This window comes from Sphingobacterium sp. MYb382, from assembly GCF_037572665.1.
Classification (GTDB): domain Bacteria; phylum Bacteroidota; class Bacteroidia; order Sphingobacteriales; family Sphingobacteriaceae; genus Sphingobacterium.
Genome location: NZ_JBBGZT010000024.1, coordinates 1 through 15,073, shown reverse-complemented (window position 1 = coordinate 15,073; position 15,073 = coordinate 1). Strand labels below are relative to the sequence as shown.

The window sequence follows — 15,073 nt, the reverse complement described above, 5'->3', positions numbered from 1 at the left end:
GCTTTAGCAGAACTTATCAATAGCCTCGCGAATGATTTTGCTTGCGGCTATAATCTCTTCTTCACTGATGGTCAGGGGAGGAGCAATACGTAAAGCTGTTTCGCAATGTAAATACCAGTCGATAATCAAGCCTTGTTGTGCACAATAATTACTTACGGCATATACTTGGTCGAAGTTTTCTAGTTGTAGACACATCATTAGCCCTAAACCACGGATTTCTTTAATCTTGTCCGATTGTACCGCTTCGCGGAATAGCGCTGCTTTGCGCTCTACGCTATCGAGTAGCTTCTCTTCTTGGATTACTTTGAGTGATGCGCGTGCTGCAGCACAACTTACTGGATGTCCACCGAAGGTTGTAATATGGCCTAGCATTGGGTTGTCTTTGATAACGTCCATAATTTCTTTAGGTGCGACAAACGCTCCTAAAGGCATACCTCCGCCAATTCCTTTTGCTAATAATAGGATATCAGGAACGATATCAAAATGTTCAAAGGCGAACATTTTGCCTGTACGGCCAAATCCCGTTTGTATCTCATCAAATATTAATAAGGTACCAGTTTCATCACAACGCTTGCGTAATGCTTGCATGTAGGCAAGCTCAGGAATACGAACGCCTGCTTCACCTTGCACTGCTTCGATGATAATAGCAGCAGTTTTATCGGTTATTTGTGCTAAGCCTGCCATGTCATTGAGGTCTACGAAATCAATTTCAGGTAATAAGGGGGCATAGGCTTCATGATAGGCTTTATTGCCGATAAGACTTAGCGCACCTTGCGTACTTCCATGGTAGGCCTTGTTAAGGGCTATAATCTGTCTTCTGCCAGTATACCGCTTAGCGACCTTCATAGCTCCTTCTACAGCTTCAGCACCGCTATTTGTTAAATAAACCGATTGGAAACTGTCGGGAAGTACAGCCAGCAGGTCAGTAGCAAATTGTACTTGTGGTGCCTGCACAAACTCGCCATAAACGGTTACGTGCAAATATTTATCTAGTTGTTCTTGTATCGCTTGAATAACTTGTGGGTGGCGGTGACCAATATTGCTCACATTAAAACCGGATACAAGATCCATATATTTTTCGCCATTAGGCCCATATAGGTAAACACCTTCAGCTTTTACAATTTCTAATAATCGAGGGGATGATGATGTTTGGGCGGTATTTTGTAGGAATAACTCTCTATTGCTAATCATAATAATACTAAAAAATCAAAGGTAGGAAGTAAAAATAAAAAAGGAGTTGTTTTCAACCCCTTTTTATTTCTGTATTCTTTTAATCAGCAATTCTGTAAAACTTTGTTCTACTTCAAAAAACTGTGAAGCGCGGGATTGTCCTACGACATCAGCAAATTTTTTGCGGTATTGTTTTTTCAGCTCTACTTCCTGTGCATCATAGGATATAACATCTCTTCTTGCGGTCAACGAATTGACACCTGCTGGTGCTGTTGATCCTCTTCTTCTTTCCGATTTAATGTCCCACATCTCTGTATTATACTGATTGTATATCGGGAAGAATTTTTGTGCCTCCGCCGGCGTTAAATTCATTTCTTTTGTGATGTAGGCTATCTTCTCGTTTTCAATAGCCGAGAATTTTTTCTGATTTGCTTGCCCAAAGGCCACCGTTAAAGAAAAAACTAAGGCACAAATTGTCGTCAATGCATACTTCATACTCCACATTATAACATGTATTTTAAATAATCTTCTATATCTTCCTTATCTACGCTAAGTCCCACTTCTTCTTCATTTGGCTGATAGATGGATTCCATAACATACATAAGATCATTACTATCCATGGCATAGGACAAATAGTTAAGGATTTCCTTATCAGAAACTCCAGCTAGTTGTTCCGTTTGTTTCACTTCTTCGGCTTGTGGCGCTATCGCTTGATAAGAGGCTACACCGAGTACTGTAGCTACACAGGCAGCAGCAGCATAGCGAATCCATCGCTGGATAGGCAACTGGCGTATTGGCGTGGCTTTTTGTGGCGCTGTCGTGGGTTTTTTTTTGCAGTGTTTTCGTTAGTTTTTCAAAGTAACCATCAGGTGTTGTAAAACCTGGCGTGCTTACTTTGTCACGCAACTTCTCTTCTGCAACTTTAGCTTGCATGTTTTCCGTTAACTGGTCGAAGTATCCTGTCGGAACATGGAATGTTTCTTTACCTGCTAAGGTATCCAAGTTTACTTGTGCTTTGATACGTGCTGAAAGATCGTTAAAATAGTCCTTTGGCTGCTCCATGCCTCCATTTTTGTGCTGTCCTATTTTATTTTCGATTTTCGCTGTAGCGATTAGTGTTGCGGTAACGTTTTGGAAATAATCGTCAGGAACGGAAAATGAATTTTCCTGTAGATTCATTCCTGTTATTTTGGCCTGTGCTCGAATATTTTCTGCAAGGTCTTCAAAATAGTTGGGAGGTACCGTGAAAGGATTTCCACCGAGTGATTGTGGGAGATTTAGCTCTTCCATGCCCTCATGATATGTGTTGTTTCCTTCCATTGTATCTTGTATAGATAAGAAAAGCCGGCAAAGGTTTAATCGTTAGATTGAAAAAAGTGTTCTATTTTTTTGACAGCGTGATGATAGGATGCTTTAAGGGCTCCTACACTAGTGCCAAGTATCTCAGACATCTCTTCATACTTCAAATCTTCAAAGTATTTCATATTAAAAACGAGTCTTTGTTTCTCCGGAAGCGTAAGTATCGCTTGTTGTAATTTCATTTGCGCCTGGTCGCCATTGAAGTAGCTTCCTGCGGCTAAGGTATCGGCAAGATAAGCAGAACTGTCGTCATCCAACGACAGGTTCTGCTTCTGCTTTTTCTTATTCAAGAAGGTTATACACTCGTTGGTCGCTATACGGTATAGCCAAGTGTAGAGCTGTGAGTCTTCTCTAAATTTATCGAGATTACGCCACACCTTTATAAACACATCTTGTACGACATCATCGGCGTCATCGTGATCAATCACCATGCGACGTACATGCCAGTATATTTTTTGTTGATATTTTTGTAGTAAATGGCCGAACGCTTCTTCACGCGTGGCTTCATCAGAAAATTTTGCAATGATCAGTGCGTCTTCCATTTGCTTAAAAATATATTATTTTCTAGTGATAACTTTACGTGCTGCTGCTACAATAGAAGTTGCATTTAAGCCATATTTCTCCATCAACTGAGCTGGAGTTCCTGATTCGCCAAAGCTATCATTTACCGCTACAAACTCTTGTGGTGTAGGAAGTTTCGTCGCTAATGCTTGTGCTACGCTATCGCCCAAACCACCTAAACGGTTATGCTCTTCAGCCGTAACAACACATCCTGTTTTAGTAACAGATTTCAAGATAGCCTCTTCATCCAACGGTTTGATGGTGTGGATGTTGATGATCTCAGCGCTGATACCTAATTTTTCTAATTCTTCACCCGCTTGTATAGCTTCCCATACTAAGTGACCTGTTGCGATGATTGTTACATCTGTACCTTCGTTTAAAAGAACAGCTTTACCAATTTCGAATTTCTGATCTGCTGGTGTGAAGTTAGGAACAACCGGACGGCCGAAACGTAGGTAAGCAGGACCTTCATGGTCTACTAATGCTAAAGTAGCCGCTTTTGTTTGGTTGTAATCGCATGGGTTGATAACAGTCATGCCTGGAAGCATTTTCATTAAACCGATATCTTCCAAGATTTGGTGTGTAGCGCCATCTTCACCTAAAGTAAGACCTGCGTGTGAAGCACAGATTTTTACATTTTTGTCGGAGTAAGCGATAGATTGACGGATTTGGTCATACACACGACCTGTAGAGAAGTTTGCAAATGTTCCTGTGAAAGGGATTTTACCACCAATAGTAAGACCTGCAGCGATACACATCATGTTTGCTTCAGCAATACCAATTTGGAAAAATCTTTCTGGGAATTCTTTTATAAAGTCGTTCATTTTTAACGACCCAATTAAGTCAGCACATAGTGCTACCACGTTTTCATTTTTCTGACCAGCTTCTAATAAACCAGCGCCGAAACCTGAACGGGTATCTTTTGACTCTGTGAATGTATATTTTTTCATCAAAACTTATTTTTTAAGGAGTCTATCAGCGTAAGCTTTAAGCTCCAATGGCTTTTGTCGATTGTTTTTTCTTTTCTAAGCTTCCGAAGGAGGTATGAAAATTAATTAGACAACCGTAGTACAATATAATTAATAATCTCCAAGTGTTACAGGCAGTTGGTTTAATGCTGATTCTAGCTGCGCATCGTTAGGCGCTACACCATGCCATTTGTGTGATCCCATCATAAAGTCTACACCACGTCCCATTTCAGTGTGCAATAAAATAACGACAGGTTTACCTTTTCCTGTTAAAGCTTTCGCTTCTTCCAAGCCTGCTACGACAGCAGCCATGTCATTACCTTTTTGTACTTCTAGAACATCCCATCCGAAAGCTTCCCATTTAGCACGTAAGTTGCCTAAAGAAAGAACCTCATCGGTAGAACCATCAATCTGTGCTTTGTTGTAATCTACAGCAGCGATGATATTGTCCACTTTATTGTGTGGCGCATACATCATAGCTTCCCAAACTTGACCTTCTTGAAGCTCACCATCACCCATTAAAACATAAACTAAGCTGTTGTCTTTGTTTAGTTTTTTCGCTTGCGCAGCACCTAATGCTACAGAAAGACCTTGGCCTAAAGAACCTGAAGCTATACGGATTCCTGGAAGGTGCTCATGTGTAGTCGGGTGTCCTTGCAAACGGGAGTTGATTTTACGGAAAGTAGCCAATTCACTGATTGGGAAGTAACCAGCGCGTGCTAGTGTACTGTAAAATACGGGTGAAATGTGACCGTTGGAAAGGAAGAATAAATCTTCACCAATACCATCCATTTTGAAAGAAGGGTCATGTTTCATCGCTTGAAAGTACAAAGCTACTAAGTAGTCTGTACATCCTAATGAACCACCTGGGTGACCAGATTGGCAAGCGTGTACCATACGGACAATGTCACGTCTTACTTGAGTTGCAATCTGCTCAAGTTTGTTAATATCTGCACTCATTTTGAAATATAATGTTTCGATTATTATTGCAAGTAAAGGTAATGATTTTTAGCAGAGTAGGGACTATAAAAATGAATTTACTGGCAAGGGAGGACCCTATACACGAAAAGCTGTCCAAAATAGGACAGCTTTTCAAAATATTATGTAGTAAGTCTTTTTTACATGGCTTGAGCCACGACTTCTTCCACTTCAGGAACCATTCTTTTTAATAGGCCTTCAATACCTGATTTCAAGGTGATTGTTGACGAAGGGCATCCACTGCATGAACCTCTAAGCTCTACGGTTACGGTACCACCTTCAAATGATTTGTAGGCGATAGCACCACCATCTTGCTCTACAGCAGGGCGTACGTAGTCGTGCAATACTTGTTGAATTTTGATTTCAGTTTCCGTTCCTTCAAAATTTACATCCTCACTATGTTCAACAGGTTTAACGGCTAATTCCGATTCAACGGCTCCTTTTACGAAGTCTTTAAGTAAAGGCTCCACATCTGACCAGTCTGTTTCGTCTGTTTTAGTAATGGTAACAAAGTTACTCGCAAAGAACACACCGCTCACAAAGTTGAACTTGAATAGTTCTTTTGCGAAGTCTGACTCTTGCGCCTTTTCCTTAGTAGGATAGTCCAAACTACCGTTTATTAACAGCTTGTTGACCAAGAATTTCATGGTCGACGGGTTTGGAGTTGATTCTGTATATACGTTGATTGTAGCCATATTTATTTTTGAATATACAAATATACGTGAAATGTAAATGAAGCCCCGTCATGTAGACGTCAAACCTTATTGTACGATTCCTGTATAATTGCTTGGTGTTATTCCTTTTATTTCTTCTTTAATTGCTTGCGACACATTAAGACCTTCCACGAAAGTGGCGATGGTTTCTTGTGAAACACCGGTATTTGTACGTGTTAAATCTTTCAATGCCTCGTATGGTTTTGGATAACCTTCACGACGTAAAATCGTTTGGATAGCCTCGGCAACTACCGCCCAGTTGTTTTCTAAATCTGCTTGAAGAGCTGCTTCGTTCAATATTAATTTGCGTAGACCACGTAGCGATGATTTTATCGCAATTACGGTATGTGCAAATGGAACGCCAATGTTACGTAGAACCGTCGAGTCTGTAAGGTCACGCTGTAAACGAGAGATAGGTAATTTCGCTGCTAAATGTTCGAATAGCGCATTTGCTAAGCCTAAGTTTCCTTCCGCATTTTCAAAGTCAATAGGGTTTACCTTATGCGGCATCGCCGACGAACCGATTTGTCCTGCGGTAATTTTTTGCTTGAAGTAGTCCATGGAGATGTATGTCCACATATCGCGGCATAAATCTATTAAGATATTGTTGATACGCTTGAAAGCATCACAGCTTGCTGCAAAGTTATCGTAGTGCTCAATTTGTGTAGTCGTCTGCGAGCGCGATAAGCCTAAGGAGTCGTTCACAAATTTATTTCCGAATGCTACCCAGTCCGTTTGTGGATAAGCAACATGGTGAGCATTGAAGTTACCTGTAGCACCGCCAAATTTTGCAGAGAAAGGAACTTGTTGCAATAATGTTAGTTGTTTTTCGATACGCTCGATGAAAACATGAATCTCTTTACCTAAGCGAGTAGGGGATGCCGGCTGTCCGTGTGTACGTGCCAACATAGGGATTGCTGCCCATTGTCCTGCTAGCTCCTTCAATTCGTTGGTCAACTCGTTGATTTGTGGTAGGTAAACTTGATTTACGGCTTCTTTCCATGAGTATGGAATCGCTGTATTATTGATATCCTGAGATGTTAATCCGAAGTGGATAAACTCTAAAGAGTCATGTAAGTTTAATTTTTCAAATTCATGTTTTAAGAAGTACTCCACTGCTTTCACATCGTGGTTGGTTACTTTCTCTTGATCTTTAATCCATTGTGCATCTGCTAGCGAGAAGTTTTTGTAAATATCACGTAGCTTATTGTTAAGGGATCCATCAAAGTGTTTAAGCTGTGGGATACCCGATTCGCAAAGGGCGATAAAGTATTCTACTTCTACTAATACGCGGTATTTTATTAAAGCAAATTCTGAAAAGAAATTGGATAACTCATTTGTTGCGTTGTGGTATCTTCCGTCAATCGGACTTACTGCTGTCAGGGCTGATAAGTTCATGGTCATGAATATTGTTGTTGTTGATCTCACAAAAGTAAGAAATTATGCAAGATAAGTATTTACAAAAGGGGATAAAAAAAGAAAGCCTGTACTTTGCAGTACAGGCTTTCAAAAATCGTTAAGTAATATTTGGATTACTGAGCGTTTTTAGCTACTGAATCAACAGCAGTTTTAGCTGAATCAGCAACTGCAGTTACTGTAGAATCAACAGCAGCAGCTGTAGAATCGATAGCGTTAACAGCTGAATCAGCAGTTTGCTCAGTTTTAGTTTCTGCACCACCACATGAAGCGAAAGCGATAGTTAAAGCTAAACCTAAAAATCCGAATTTGATTAAATTTTTCATCTTGTAATTTTCTATTTTAATTGAAACAAATTTGTTTATTACTCTTTAATACCGGTAACCGAAAAAGGTAACCCAACTTTTTGAAAAAAAATAAAAAAACTTAAAACGGCTGATATTCATTGTTTTAGTTTTTCATTTCTCCCTAAGCCGGCGCAAATATAATACTGTTTTTGCGATATGCAACATTTTTTTTGCAATTATTTTTAGGTGTTTTATTAATTCGTAGTTTATACCTTTTCTTCGCTTTCAAAAAGGGGTGTTGCTAAGGTATTTACAAAAAAAAGCGGCTCGAAATTAATTTCGAGCCGCTTATCATTATTTTTTGTTATTTCTTATTGTTTTGCTGTTGTCTCATCATTTCTTCCATTTTTTGTTGGAATGATGATTTCTTTGCTTCTTTAGGATTTTTCTTGTTGGCTTCTAATTTAGCTAAGATTTTATCGTCATCAATAAATTGACGGATGATAAATTGCGTTAAGAAAGTCAATACTGCTGCTAAGAAGTAGTAGTAGTTTAATCCAGCAGGGAAGCTATTCAACACGAAGAAGAATACTAATGGCATGATGTAACCGATGTATTTCATCTGGTTGTTTGCTGCTCCTGATGTTGAGTTGTTATACCATGTTGTTAACAAAGTCGTCAAAGTCATCAACACACACATCAAAGAGATGTGGCTAAAACCGAAGATAGCAGGGAAAGTAATAGGTGTATCATACGTTGATAAATCTTTTACCCATAGGAAGCTCTCGCCACGGAGTTCAAACAAATTCGGGAAGAAGAAGAAGAAAGCTAACGTGAAAGGCATTTGTAGCAACAATGGCAAACATCCACCGAGCGGATTTACACCGGCTTGCTTATAGAGCTTCATGGTTTCCTGTTGTACCAACATTGCGTTGTCTTCACCTACTTTTTCTTTGATAGCGTCAATTTGTGGCTTCAATACGCGCATTTTAGCCATCGACTGGTACGATTTGAAGTTCAACGGGAACAAGATACCTTTTAAGAAGATGGTTAAGATTAAGATAATAATACCGTAACCCAAGTGGTAACCATCCAAGAAGTCAAAGATAGGCACCGTGATGAATTTGTTAATCCATCCCATTGGTCCCCATCCCATGTTGATAATCTTTTGGAAGTCGTTTCCTTGCGCTTTCAACACTTTGTACTTATTCGGTCCGAAAAAGAAGTTGAATGCGTAGTTATTATCTTTCTGCGCGGAGAAGTCTAAATCAGCAGATGTACTGTAATGTTTAACAATATGATCTTGAGTGCTGAAGTTTACAGCTACTTTTGTGTTGCTAAGTGCTTGCTTAGAAGTTAAGACAGCCGAGAAGAAGTGTTGCTTGTAAGCAATCCAGTTTACTTTTTTGTCTAATTCTTCTTTTTCGTCACCTGTTTCTGAAAGGTGTTTCACCGATCCGTCTAGCTCTTTATAGAAAATCGTGGAACGCTCACGCTCAGATTTGGCATTGAATTCTTTTTGGTGTAAGCTTGTTTCCCAGTTTAAGGTCAACGTACTCGCTTTAACATCCATTAGATTCTGAATACCTACCGTTTTAACATCTAAATCAAGATTGTAACCTTTACCTTTTAAGGAGTATGTATATTCGATATACTGATTTTCGTTGTAACTTAAACGGAAAGAAACGGCTTTAGAGTCATCACCTGTAACGGTTACATCGCCACTCTGTGGAGCGAAGTTTAAATCGTTGGTGTTGATGTTTTCGCCATTAGCTTTAAATAAGAATCCAAACTTATTGTTGTCATCTTGAAGAATCATCAATGGCGTGCCATCGTAGTTTTTCTCATGCTTCAGTTCTACTGACTTAACACGACCTCCTCTGGAACTGATTTTCGCAATTAAAGCATCGTTTTCTAAAGTAACGACTTGCTCTTCGCCTAAACGAGCAGTACCGAAAGGTTTGCTAGCTACTGCTGCTGTATCAACAACAGCTGGTGTATTTGCTTTCAAGGAGTCTGAAAGCGGAGCTAATCCTTCTTTTACTCTTTTTAGTGAATCTTGTAATCTTTGTTCTTGTTTAATTTCATGATCTGAAGGTTTCATTAAATAAAATGAACCGGCCAGAATTCCGAAAATCAGCACTACTCCGATAAGGGTACTTCTATCCATTTTTTATTTTTTAGTTTTCGTATACTCAAATTTTGCTACTAGCTTTTCTTATTTGCCAAAGAAGCGGCTACAAAGCTAACAAAAAGTGGGTGAGGATTTGCAACAGTTGACTTTAATTCTGGGTGAAATTGACCCGCAACAAAGAAAGGGTGGTTTTTAAGCTCCACAATTTCAACTAATCCGGTCTCTGGATTGATACCTGAAGCAATCATTCCTGCTTCTTCGTATTGTTTCAAATAGTCGTTGTTAAATTCATAACGGTGTCTGTGACGTTCCGAGATTTTAGCTTTTCCGTAGCTGGCGTAAGCTTTTGTTCCTTTTTTAACTTCACATTCGTAAGCACCTAAACGCATTGTACCACCCATATTGGTGATATTTTTCTGCTCTTCCATTAAGTTAACAACAGGGTGTGGGGTGTTTTCGTCCATCTCCACGCTGTTTGCACCTTTTAAGCCAAGTACGTTGCGACCAAATTCAATTACAGAACATTGCATACCTAAACAGATACCAAAGAAAGGAATTTGATTTTCACGAACAAACTTGATGGATGCTAACTTGCCTTCTAAGCCTCTTTCACCAAATCCTGGAGCAACTAATACGCCGTCTAGGTCTTTAAGTTTATCAGCAACATTTTCGTCGTTTACACTTTCTGCTGCGATGTATTTTAGTTTAACACGCGTTTCATTTACTGCACCAGCGTGGATAAATGCTTCCACGATAGATTTGTAGGCATCTGGTAGCTCTACATATTTACCTACTAAGCCGATTTGTATTTCATCGGTAGGGTTTTTCAATTTACCTAAGAAAGCTTTCCAGCTTGTTAAATCTGGCTCTTGCTTCGTAGAAAGCTTAAGCTTCGCTAATGCTGTTTTGTCAAGCTGCTCTTTAAGCATGTTCAACGGTACATCATAGATTGTGGAAGCATCGATAGATTCTACAACGGCATTGATGTTTACATTACAGAATTGCGCTAATTTTTTACGAATTTCTTGCGTCAATTTATGCTCGGTACGACAAACCAGAATATCAGGTTGAATACCGTATTCCAATAATGTTTTTACCGAATGTTGTGTAGGTTTTGTTTTTAGCTCACCCGCAGCAGCCAAGTAAGGCACTAAGGTTAAGTGTATAACTAGCGAATCGTTGTTGCCTAGTTCCCAACGTAGCTGACGTACAGCCTCGATAAATGGAAGAGACTCGATGTCACCTACTGTTCCGCCCAATTCTGTGATTACGATATCGTATTCGCCTGTTTGACCTAATAGCAACATACGACGTTTTATCTCGTCAGTGATATGAGGAACAACTTGTACCGTTTTACCTAAGTAAGCACCAGCACGCTCTTGTTGGATTACATGTTGGTAGATTCTACCTGTTGTTACGTTGTTGGCTTGTGAAGTAGGGACATTTAAGAAACGCTCGTAGTGGCCCAAGTCAAGGTCAGTTTCTGCGCCATCTTCTGTGACGTAGCATTCACCGTGCTCATAAGGGTTAAGTGTTCCTGGATCGATATTAATGTAAGGATCAAACTTTTGAATTGTCACTTTAAAACCGCGCGCTTGAAGAAGTTTGGCAAGTGAGGCTGCAACAATGCCTTTTCCTAACGACGAGGTTACGCCGCCCGTAACAAAGATATATTTACTCATAGCAATTAATGGGATTTCAGCTATAAAATCGCTTTAAAAAGGCGTTTTTATCTGCTTTATGTACGGGATACAAAGATAATGTTTTTTCGGAATTAAGCGAAAATAAAACATAATGTTGAAAATTCATGATTATTGAACACTACCTATTATAGCCATTTAAAGCCTTTTTTGCCTTTCTTTTTGGGTTGTGTTAAGTTGTTGATTGTTATGTGTTTGCTGCTGTTTTTGGGTGTTGTTTTGTAACAGTAATTTTTGCCTTTGTCACAATTTTAGCTACGTTGTTATTGTGTAAGAAGATTGTAATTTCCAAAACTATCGATGGAAATAGTTAAATCGTGCTGTTTATCGATTAATGTTAATTTATAGAACGTTTTTGTCTTGTTTGTAACCAGGTGATTGGTGAACGACAACGCCTCTATGCTGTGGTTGGGAAACTGTTTTTGTAAGCTTTCTAACGATGTGGCATAGCTTCCTTTCTTGTCTTTAAAGATTTCTTGCAGATAGGAAATGTTCCAAGCAGCTTGTTCGATAGCATGTGTTGCAGGATAGGAAGCTGTATCTGTTGTTTTTTCAACAAATTGAATATATCCCCATCTTTCTGGATAATGCATGTTTATTAATCCGATAGGAGACCATACCCAATTGGCTTCATCCATAAGTTTATTATCCTTTTTTATGCGTGTGTATTTTCCGTCTACGATTTCATGTTGCCATTGTACCCTTGAGAAATTAAGGCGCCAACGTTCGTTGAGCTTGGGTGTTATGTTTTTTCCGAAAGTGCTTATCGATTTGAAGGGTATCGCCATTTCCACCGCCCAATATTTGTCGGTGTCAGTAGGGGCATTCAAGGAGCCCTCAATGTGGATAGCTGATTTTAACCCTTTGACATCCCAATGCATTATGGCATCGCCAGCAAAACGATAGGGCTTGTTCATCATGAGGTCCATGATGGTATTTAATGCATTTACCTCAATCTCGTAATAGAATGGTTGTGAGGCGTAAGGTTTTATGAAAACTTCAAAGTCATTATTGTGGTAAATGATGTCGTCGTGCTGAAGGATGTCTCCCCATACGTGGGGCTCTTCCATATGAGCATAGATGTATAGGTATTCATCATCCCAAAGCATCTTTACTTTGGTGTCGTATGTAGGTTTAGCTTTCTCTTCACCTTCAATATCTATAAAGCTGTCTGTCCATGGTGCTGCTTGCCAAGCTTCTTCGTCTGCTTTCCCATCAATTTGTATTGTGTTTGTCGCTCTTGGTGCAGCATAGTTTTTTACAGGCGACTGCATTTGTTTGAATACGTTTATGTTGCTTTGAGCATAGAGGTGAGTCTGCGAAAAATAAAGGCTGAAGCCACATAGGAGGTACGTTACAAGCTTTTTCATATAATGCTTCAAAATAGCGATTAAATGCTGAAAAACGGGTTTGTAACACAAATGTTGTAGTTTGTACTAACTCGCGAGAAGTAGGTTGTTGGATGGCTACATCTAAAGAGGAGGGGACGTTAAGCCTAGGAGGAGAGTAGGTGAAGGAATTCTATTCGTGCTTGCTGTTTGTCAACGAAAAAAAGGCTTCTTTATATAAAGAAGCCTTTTTTATGTCGTTGAAGTACAAACTAAACGCGTTTAGATTTGATACGAGCAGCTTTACCAGTAAGGCCACGTAAGTAAAACAATTTCGCACGGCGAACTTTACCTACACTGTTCACTTCGATTTTATCAATGTTTGGTGAGTTTACAGGAAAAATACGCTCAACACCAATACCGTTAGAAATTTTACGTACGGTAAAAGTAGCATTAGTACCTTCACTGTTTAATTGGAGTACTACTCCTTGGTACACTTGAACACGCTCTTTATTTCCTTCGCGAATTTTATAATGAACGCTGATGGTATCTCCTGCTTTAAAAGCGGGAATTTCATTTCTTGTAACCGCTTGCTCTTCTACAAATTTTACTAAATCCATGATTTTGACTAATTATTAACGATTTATATCCTGTAAAAATCGGATTGCAATATTACAGTATTTTTTTGAATAAAAAAAACACTTTCTAAAGAATCTTAAATACTATTTTATTAATTGAGTGCAAAGGTACAGAAAATAAGTGTTGGTTTACTATTTTTTTTACATTTCTAATTTTTAATGAATTTATGAGTCCCTTATTGGGTTAGTTTTTGGCTGATGAAAAATTATCTCGCAATAACATAGGCTTTTAGCTAAAATCTTTGTTTTAGGCCTTGACAAGAATATAAATTGCCGTATCTTTGTGCCAACGAAAAAATAAAGGGGATACCTTTTCGGGGTGTAGCGTAGCCCGGTATCGCGCCTCGTTTGGGACGAGGAGGTCGTAGGTTCGAATCCTGCCACCCCGACAAAAAAAGAGTTTTAACGAAAGTTAAAACTCTTTTTTCGTTTACGGGGTTTGGCAGATTCGAACCGTGGTTCGATCCGTAGGAGGGGATCAAGGGATCATACGGAATTCTTGGGGGGTAAATTTAATTATTGTTAGTTTAGCGTTTTAAATAGATATACTTTGCAAGACGCTGAACGTAAACTTCTGACTTTATTGATGCCCGAAGGGCTATTAGAATATTTTGATATCATGGATGTTGTCTCAAAAGACAACGAACTTCATATTTATCTCGATGAAAAGAACATAGCCCCTTCAGGTTATGAAAATGCTAAATTAGAATCAAAAGGTTTTATGCCATCCGCTGAGATTAAGGATTTTCCTATTCGCACTCAGAAAGTTACACTTCATATTAAACGCCGACGTTGGACAGTTCTAGCTGATGGGAAAATCATTACTAGAGATTGGAACTTGGTGCGTGAAGGGGCTCGAATGACTACAGAGTTCGGGCTTTTTTTAAAGGGGATATTTGGATAATTATCCCATTAGTGCTCATCTATTAGGTCTTTTCTTCCAGTTAGATGGAAAACAGCTCCAGGAGCACTATAAAAACCATCTTAGTGACTTTCATGATTGGAATCAAAAGTCTCATGCAGAATATTGGACTGTTTTCCCTGAGAACACAACAGAAAAGTTAAGTATTGACGAAACGAGCTTCAGTAACGGTGAACTCTATACGATTGTAAGTAGTAAAGCTGCTAAAGGAAGAAAAGGGACTATCTTGGCTACCATAAAAGGAACTAAGGCTGAAGATATTATTCATGTTTTAGAGCGTATACCACTTAGACTAAGAAATAAAGTAAAGGAAGTCACGATGGATATGGCTCCTAATATGGCTAAAGCTGTTCGCAGATGTTTTAGTAATGCTAAACGAGTAATAGATAGATTCCATGTCCAGAAATTAGCCTATGATGCTGTTCAGGAACTGCGCATTAAATATCGTTGGGCGGTCTTGGATGATGAAAGTCGAAAGATTATCAAGGCGCGTAAAGAAGGGAATCACTATGCTGCAGAGATATTAGCTAACGGAGATACGCTTAAGCAATTATTAGCGAGATAAAGATATTTGCTATTTAAACACACTTCTCGGTGGTCTGAGAGCCAGAAGCACCGTGCAGAGCTTCTTTTCTTACATTTTCCAAGACTTAAGAAAGCGTATGATTTAGCGCTAGCATTGGGCGATATCTTTAATAAATGCAAGAGTAAAGAAGGTGGGTTAACCAAACTCGCGCTATGGCATCATCAAGCCGAGAATGCAGGGATAGAATCTTTTGAAAGTGTAGCAAGGTCTATTGCTGCACATCACCCAAATATCCTTCATTACTTTGATAATAGGAGTACAAATGCTGCCGCGGAGTCTTTTAATGCTAAGCTGAAAGCCTTCAGAGCAATAT

General features: G+C 39.2%; 15 protein-coding genes, 1 tRNA gene and 1 pseudogene. 3 read left to right on the top strand and 14 right to left on the bottom strand.

Annotated elements, in window-relative coordinates; translation table 11 throughout:
* Positions 1-3: 3 nt before the first annotated feature.
* The 14 genes from WH223_RS10710 to rplS all read right to left on the bottom strand — a co-directional run bounded on the left by WH223_RS10710 (position 4) and on the right by rplS (position 13,234).
* Positions 4-1,191, bottom strand: a complete 1,188-nt coding sequence (locus tag WH223_RS10710; RefSeq protein WP_340047630.1) for an aspartate aminotransferase family protein — start codon at positions 1,189-1,191, stop codon at positions 4-6.
* A 63-nt stretch (positions 1,192-1,254) separates the two neighbouring features.
* Positions 1,255-1,674, bottom strand: a complete 420-nt coding sequence (locus WH223_RS10705) for a hypothetical protein (RefSeq protein WP_340047629.1) — start codon at positions 1,672-1,674, stop codon at positions 1,255-1,257.
* Positions 1,674-1,856 (bottom strand): hypothetical protein, encoded by a 183-nt coding sequence (locus WH223_RS10700; protein WP_340047627.1) that lies wholly within the window; start codon positions 1,854-1,856, stop codon positions 1,674-1,676. The genes WH223_RS10705 and WH223_RS10700 overlap by 1 nt, the downstream gene beginning before the upstream one ends.
* Entirely contained in the window at positions 1,822-2,490 is a 669-nt protein-coding gene (locus tag WH223_RS10695; protein ID WP_340047626.1) for a hypothetical protein, read from the bottom strand. The genes WH223_RS10700 and WH223_RS10695 overlap by 35 nt, the downstream gene beginning before the upstream one ends.
* A gap of 35 nt (positions 2,491-2,525) precedes the next feature.
* On the bottom strand, positions 2,526-3,071 hold the full coding sequence (locus WH223_RS10690; protein ID WP_340047624.1) for an RNA polymerase sigma factor: 546 nt from the start codon (positions 3,069-3,071) through the stop codon (positions 2,526-2,528).
* A 15-nt stretch (positions 3,072-3,086) separates the two neighbouring features.
* Entirely contained in the window at positions 3,087-4,040 is a 954-nt protein-coding gene (locus WH223_RS10685; protein WP_340047622.1) for a transketolase family protein, read from the bottom strand.
* A 129-nt stretch (positions 4,041-4,169) separates the two neighbouring features.
* Positions 4,170-5,018 carry a transketolase gene (locus WH223_RS10680; protein WP_340047620.1) on the bottom strand — a complete coding sequence of 283 codons (849 nt, stop codon included), beginning with the start codon at positions 5,016-5,018 and terminating at the stop codon, positions 4,170-4,172.
* 158 nt (positions 5,019-5,176) lie between these two features.
* Positions 5,177-5,731 (bottom strand): NifU family protein, encoded by a 555-nt coding sequence (locus WH223_RS10675; RefSeq protein ID WP_340047619.1) that lies wholly within the window; start codon positions 5,729-5,731, stop codon positions 5,177-5,179.
* Positions 5,732-5,797: 66 nt separating this feature from the next.
* Positions 5,798-7,147: an adenylosuccinate lyase gene (purB, locus tag WH223_RS10670; protein ID WP_340047617.1), complete on the bottom strand. Its 1,350-nt coding sequence runs from the start codon at positions 7,145-7,147 to the stop codon at positions 5,798-5,800.
* A gap of 134 nt (positions 7,148-7,281) precedes the next feature.
* Positions 7,282-7,491: a hypothetical protein gene (locus tag WH223_RS10665; protein ID WP_340047616.1), complete on the bottom strand. Its 210-nt coding sequence runs from the start codon at positions 7,489-7,491 to the stop codon at positions 7,282-7,284.
* Between the two features lie 325 nt (positions 7,492-7,816).
* Complete coding sequence (gene yidC, locus WH223_RS10660) at positions 7,817-9,622, bottom strand: membrane protein insertase YidC (RefSeq protein WP_340047615.1); 1,806 nt, start codon at positions 9,620-9,622, stop codon at positions 7,817-7,819.
* A 38-nt stretch (positions 9,623-9,660) separates the two neighbouring features.
* Complete coding sequence (locus tag WH223_RS10655; RefSeq protein ID WP_340047614.1) at positions 9,661-11,268, bottom strand: CTP synthase; 1,608 nt, start codon at positions 11,266-11,268, stop codon at positions 9,661-9,663.
* 281 nt (positions 11,269-11,549) lie between these two features.
* Positions 11,550-12,656 (bottom strand): carbohydrate-binding family 9-like protein, encoded by a 1,107-nt coding sequence (locus tag WH223_RS10650; RefSeq protein WP_340047613.1) that lies wholly within the window; start codon positions 12,654-12,656, stop codon positions 11,550-11,552.
* 230 nt (positions 12,657-12,886) lie between these two features.
* On the bottom strand, positions 12,887-13,234 hold the full coding sequence (gene rplS / locus WH223_RS10645) for a 50S ribosomal protein L19 (protein WP_445265611.1): 348 nt from the start codon (positions 13,232-13,234) through the stop codon (positions 12,887-12,889).
* A gap of 333 nt (positions 13,235-13,567) precedes the next feature.
* Here rplS and WH223_RS10640 point away from each other — a divergent pair.
* The 3 genes and pseudogenes from WH223_RS10640 to WH223_RS10630 all read left to right on the top strand — a co-directional run.
* A tRNA-Pro gene (locus tag WH223_RS10640) sits at positions 13,568-13,641 on the top strand.
* 161 nt (positions 13,642-13,802) lie between these two features.
* Positions 13,803-14,156: an ISAon1 family transposase N-terminal region protein gene (locus WH223_RS10635; RefSeq protein WP_340046147.1), complete on the top strand. Its 354-nt coding sequence runs from the start codon at positions 13,803-13,805 to the stop codon at positions 14,154-14,156.
* A pseudogene (locus WH223_RS10630) lies at positions 14,149-15,073 on the top strand (ISAon1 family transposase); the annotation flags it as partial. The gene WH223_RS10635 and the pseudogene WH223_RS10630, both read left to right, overlap by 8 nt.

Coding starts and splice junctions, on each gene's coding strand:
- WH223_RS10710 (WP_340047630.1), bottom strand. CDS start 1,191: ATGATTAGCAATAGAGAGTTATTCCTACAAAATACCGCCCAAACATCA.
- yidC (WP_340047615.1), bottom strand. CDS start 9,622: ATGGATAGAAGTACCCTTATCGGAGTAGTGCTGATTTTCGGAATTCTG.
- WH223_RS10685 (WP_340047622.1), bottom strand. CDS start 4,040: ATGAAAAAATATACATTCACAGAGTCAAAAGATACCCGTTCAGGTTTC.
- rplS (WP_445265611.1), bottom strand. CDS start 13,234: ATGGATTTAGTAAAATTTGTAGAAGAGCAAGCGGTTACAAGAAATGAA.
- purB (WP_340047617.1), bottom strand. CDS start 7,147: ATGAACTTATCAGCCCTGACAGCAGTAAGTCCGATTGACGGAAGATAC.
- WH223_RS10665 (WP_340047616.1), bottom strand. CDS start 7,491: ATGAAAAATTTAATCAAATTCGGATTTTTAGGTTTAGCTTTAACTATC.
- WH223_RS10695 (WP_340047626.1), bottom strand. CDS start 2,490: ATGGAAGGAAACAACACATATCATGAGGGCATGGAAGAGCTAAATCTC.
- WH223_RS10680 (WP_340047620.1), bottom strand. CDS start 5,018: ATGAGTGCAGATATTAACAAACTTGAGCAGATTGCAACTCAAGTAAGA.
- WH223_RS10705 (WP_340047629.1), bottom strand. CDS start 1,674: ATGTGGAGTATGAAGTATGCATTGACGACAATTTGTGCCTTAGTTTTT.
- WH223_RS10690 (WP_340047624.1), bottom strand. CDS start 3,071: ATGGAAGACGCACTGATCATTGCAAAATTTTCTGATGAAGCCACGCGT.
- WH223_RS10655 (WP_340047614.1), bottom strand. CDS start 11,268: ATGAGTAAATATATCTTTGTTACGGGCGGCGTAACCTCGTCGTTAGGA.
- WH223_RS10650 (WP_340047613.1), bottom strand. CDS start 12,656: ATGAAAAAGCTTGTAACGTACCTCCTATGTGGCTTCAGCCTTTATTTT.
- WH223_RS10675 (WP_340047619.1), bottom strand. CDS start 5,731: ATGGCTACAATCAACGTATATACAGAATCAACTCCAAACCCGTCGACC.